Annotated in this window: 3 protein-coding genes and 3 pseudogenes; 4 read left to right on the forward strand and 2 right to left on the reverse strand. The window is 59.5% G+C overall.

Features of this window, described 5'->3' with window-relative positions:
* Positions 1-117: 117 nt before the first annotated feature.
* Positions 118-1,038 (forward strand): annotated as a pseudogene (locus BVER_RS27845) (efflux transporter outer membrane subunit); the annotation flags it as partial.
* Positions 1,039-1,075: 37 nt separating this feature from the next.
* Positions 1,076-1,399, forward strand: a complete 324-nt coding sequence (locus BVER_RS27850; RefSeq protein ID WP_370444285.1) for a hypothetical protein — start codon at positions 1,076-1,078, stop codon at positions 1,397-1,399.
* 18 nt (positions 1,400-1,417) lie between these two features.
* On the opposite strand, the gene ppk2 is transcribed toward BVER_RS27850, so the two are convergent.
* Positions 1,418-2,314 (reverse strand): polyphosphate kinase 2, encoded by an 897-nt coding sequence (gene ppk2, locus BVER_RS27855; RefSeq protein WP_050456006.1) that lies wholly within the window; start codon positions 2,312-2,314, stop codon positions 1,418-1,420.
* Positions 2,315-2,527: 213 nt separating this feature from the next.
* On the opposite strand from ppk2, the pseudogene lhpI reads away from it, so the two are divergent.
* Together lhpI and BVER_RS27865 are read left to right on the forward strand one after the other, a co-directional pair.
* A pseudogene (gene lhpI, locus BVER_RS27860) lies at positions 2,528-3,464 on the forward strand (bifunctional Delta(1)-pyrroline-2-carboxylate/Delta(1)-piperideine-2-carboxylate reductase).
* A gap of 108 nt (positions 3,465-3,572) precedes the next feature.
* On the forward strand, positions 3,573-3,893 hold the full coding sequence (locus tag BVER_RS27865) for a hypothetical protein (RefSeq protein ID WP_050456007.1): 321 nt from the start codon (positions 3,573-3,575) through the stop codon (positions 3,891-3,893).
* A gap of 119 nt (positions 3,894-4,012) precedes the next feature.
* Here the strand turns inward: BVER_RS27865 and hmuQ are convergent.
* A pseudogene (gene hmuQ / locus BVER_RS27870) lies at positions 4,013-4,315 on the reverse strand (heme-degrading protein HmuQ).
* Positions 4,316-4,452: the final 137 nt, after the last annotated feature.

Below are 4,452 nucleotides of genomic sequence, written 5' to 3' on the forward strand. Positions count from 1 at the left end.
CTCAACGTCATGCCTCAACCTCTACTCGTGCGCTGCAGACCTGGCTGAGATGTGCGTTTACGTCTGCACCAGACTGCGTCGTCGGGTCCATTCCGGCAAATTCAATTTTGCAGGCCAGACTACTTCAATCTGCGCGAATTGGATGCGGAAGCCGATGTGTTCACGCGCACCGTCACCTTGCGTGAGGAAGCGCTCAAGCTCGTGCAACGGCGCTTTGCCGAAGGCGATATCAGCGAGCTCGATGTCGCGCGCGCCAAGTCTGAACTCGCGACCGCGCGCTCGGATGCGATGACCGTGCAGCGTCTGCGTGCCGCGTCCGAGCATGGTCTTGCCGTGTTGCTCGGCAAGACGCCCGCCGAGTTCAACATGGCCGCGAATCCGCTCAGGCCGGTGACGATCCGCGTGCCGCCGGGCTTGCCCTCGGCGTTGCTCAAACGTCGTCCCGATATCGCGGCGGCCGAGCGCGCGATGGCGGCGGCGAATTCGCGCATCGGCGTGGCGAAGGCGGCGTTCTTTCCGTCGCTCACGCTGACCGGCATGGGCGGTTTCGAATCGGCGACGCTGGGCGATCTGTTCAACTGGTCGAGCCGCACCTTCCTGCTCGAACCGTTTGCGGGTACGGCGCTGAATCTGCCGATCTTCGATGGCGGTCGTCGCAACGGCAATCTCGCGAATGCGCGCGCCGTGTATGAAGAGGATGTCGCGAATTATCGTCAACAGGTGCTGACGGCGTTCCACGAAGTCGAGGACAATCTCTCGGACTTGCGCATTCTCGAAGATCAAACGGCCACGCAAGACGATGCCGTGAAGTCCTCGGTGCGCGCGGCGCAACTCTCGCGCACGCAATACACGGAAGGCGCGGTGAACTATCTCGACGTGATCGATGCGGAGCGCACGGTGCTGCAAACACAGCGCGCGTCGGTCCAGCTCGAAGGCGCGCAGGCCGTGTCGACGGTGAATCTCATACGCGCTTTAGGCGGCGGCTGGGGCGATGCCAAGCCCAGTCCGGTGCCCGAACCGAGTCTCGCGCAGAAGTAAAAACAATAAGGCCCTGCTATTTGCAGGGCCTTATCACATGCGCGGCGATTGTTCGGTCGGCGGAACATATGTCTTCAACTTTAAGCCATTTATCCCTTGCGGCCCGTTCCTTAAAATTCAACTCATTGGAAAGGGGGCAGTGATGAAAGACTTGATCGCAAGACAACTGTATCAGCCGGCGGTGGTGCTGCCACTGCTGCTCTTGACGCGCCTGATGGTCTCGCATGATTTCAATCTCACGCAAGTGATGTTCGTCGTCATGCTCAAGGGATCGCAACAGGCTTTTCACTTTATGCGGGACGCGATGCCGCGTCTGCGCGGCGGCGATGTGCAAGACATCGCCTGCCGCCATTGCTGCTAAAACTGTTTTACCGTTTGATCAATAAACGTCGGGAACATACATCTCTTCCGGCACCGGCTGACGCAGATAATCCGGATTAAATACACGCTCGGGCAAGTCGATCGGCTGATGCTCGACTTCGTGATAGAGCACCTGACTCAACAAGTGGTGAATGCAATTCAGGCGCGCGCGCTTTTTGTCGACGGCCTGCACCACCCACCACGGCGCTTCGGGAATATTCGTGCGGGCAAGCATGGTTTCTTTAGCCGCCGTATAAGCTTCCCAGCGGCGACGGCTTTCCAGATCCATCGGGCTTAGCTTCCACTGCTTGAGCGGATCTTCGATACGCGCCTGGAAGCGCACTTCCTGTTCGTCGTCGGTGATCGAGAACCAGTACTTGACGATCTGAATGCCGCTGCGCACCAGCATCTTTTCGAATTCGGGCACCGAGCGGAAGAATTCTTCGTACTCTTCGTCCGTGCAGAAATTCATTACGCGTTCGACGCCCGCGCGGTTGTACCAGCTACGATCGAACAGTACGATTTCGCCCGCTGCGGGCAAGTGCGAGACATAGCGCTGGAAATACCATTGCGTGCGTTCGCGATTGTTCGGCGCGGGCAGGGCCGCCACGCGGCACACACGCGGATTCAGCCGCTGAGTGATACGCTTGATCGCGCCGCCCTTGCCGGCGGCATCGCGGCCTTCGAACAACACGACGAGCCGATGGCCCGTGTGCACGACCCAGTCCTGCAGCTTGACGAGTTCGCCTTGCAAGCGGAAAAGCTCACGAAAATAGGTCTTGCGCAGCAGACGGTCTTCATCGGTGAAGACGGAGTCGCCGTCGATAAAGCGGTCGTCGACCTCCATTTCGAATTCTTCGTCATAGCTGTCGATCAGGTCCGCATGAAAGCGGCGCTGCTTTTCCGATGTGTTCATCTGAGGGCTCCGTGGTCGTGCAATGTTCGCTGATTGCCGATTATTTGCGGCGGGTTTGCGGCGCGGGTCGGCCGATTATGACGCTATTTGATTGCAGTGATATGACGCTTTCATCATAGAAAGCCAAACGTGAAACGGCTCGGCGTTTTGCAAAGCTAGAATGTTCCGGTACTTCGGTGGCATTCCAGTTAAAGACAGGAGGCGTATCGCACGATGACCGATTCAACCAGCGTCATTCAAAGCTTCGACCCCGCGCAGACCGCGCGTCTCGTTCCTTACGACCGTCTCGTCGACACGCTCGCCGCGACCATGCTCGACTATGCGGCCGGGCGAATCGAGAGCCCCGAGCGCATGGTCGTGCCGCTTGCGCAAGGCGGCGTGATGCTGTCGATGCCCGCGACCGCATCCGATCTCGCGATGCACAAGCTCGTCAACGTGTGTCCCGGTAATGGTGCACGCGGCTTGCCGACCATCCACGGACAGGTCACGGCTTACGATGCGACCACCGGCGTGCCGCAATTCATGCTCGACGGTCCCACGGTGACGGGGCGTCGCACGGCGGCCGTGTCCATGCTCGCGATCCGCGCGCTCGCACACGATTCGCCGCGCGATGTCCTGTTGATCGGCACCGGCAAACAGGCGGCTTATCACGTCGAAGCGCTAGCGAGCGTGTTTCCGGACGCGCGCATTCATGTGCTCGGCTCGCGAGCGGAATGTGCGCAGGCGTTTTGCAAGGCGTATGCGGCGGTATCGTCCAGGCTCGTGGCGTTGAGCGAGCCCGCGATTCCGGCATCGATCGATGTCGTCATTGCCGCGACGACCAGCAAAACGCCTGTCTATACGTTGCTGGCGCAGGATGGGCGTCTCGTGATCGGCGTAGGCGCATTTACGGCGGATGCAGCGGAAATCGCCACGCCGACCGACAGTATTGGCAAGCACGCGATTCGTCGACGATCTCGCAGGCGCGCGCCATGAAGCGGGCGACTATATTCTTGCAGGCGTCGCGTGGGATACGGTATCGCCGCTCGCCCAAGCGTTGGCTTCGCCACAAAAAATAGCAGGTCCAGTGATGTTCAAATCGATCGGATGTGCGGCCTGGGATCTCGCGGCGTGTCGTGTCGCACGCGCTGTTTTGTCGGAAGAACCATAAAAGACGCATGAACGTGCTAAGCGGGTGGAACAGACCTTGCTCATTGCTTACTCATTGACTGACCGGCGCCATCGGCGCGCCATAGCAATCGAGCCAGCGAACCCACTCATGAACAGTCGACACGACACCCTATGGAATCCGTGGAACCCGGCACACGAAGACGGGCATGAAGGTGCCGGCGGCGCGGCGAGCGCAACCAAGCGCGCGCCGCACGGCAATGGAGCACCGCCCGCCGCGTACTTTATTTCCGTGCTGGAACTAGCGACTGGCGAAAAGCTCGGCAACGACGAACGCCTGCGCGCAGTCGCCATGCTCGAATCGCAGTTCGGCGCGGGACGGCCGCGCACGCTTACCGAAGCGGTCAAGATCTGCGCGGCGGCCATCGATTCGACGACCTTGCAACGCATGGCGCGCGGCGCTAAAGCTTAAGCGCCGCTTGCTACCGTCCCGGCTTAAATGTCGTTAAGAGAAGCGCGTTTTTTCACACTAGTGTAAAACGCACGTGGTCTGCCAAGGGTTAATCCTTAGCGACCGCTTTCTTTAGACAATCATTTGACCGTCTGAATCACTTCGAAGCCTTCGAATTCCGGATGCCCGAGATAAAGCTGACGCGTCTCGCCGCCCGCATTGCGATGCGCGGCGCGAAACGCGTCCGATCGCGTTCAGTCCTCGAAAGCCGCGTGATTCGTCCAGATCGTGTGGCTCGAATAGAGGACGTGATCGTCGCGCGTCGGTCCTTTAAGCAGATGAAACTCGACGAAGCCCGGCACGTCCTTGAGGAACGTGTCGCGGCTGGTCCAAAGCCGTTCGAAATCGGCTTCCGCGCCGGGAACGATCTTGAAGCGATTCATGGCGATATACGTAGTCGGATCTGCAAAATTGAATTTGCCGGAATGGACCCGACGACGCAGTCTGGTGCAGACGTAAACGCACATCTCAGCCAGGTCTGCAGCGCACGAGTAGAGGTTGAGGCATGACGTTGAGCTGA

Source organism: Candidatus Burkholderia verschuerenii (genome assembly GCF_001189365.1).
Classification (GTDB): Bacteria; Pseudomonadota; Gammaproteobacteria; order Burkholderiales; family Burkholderiaceae; genus Caballeronia; species Caballeronia verschuerenii.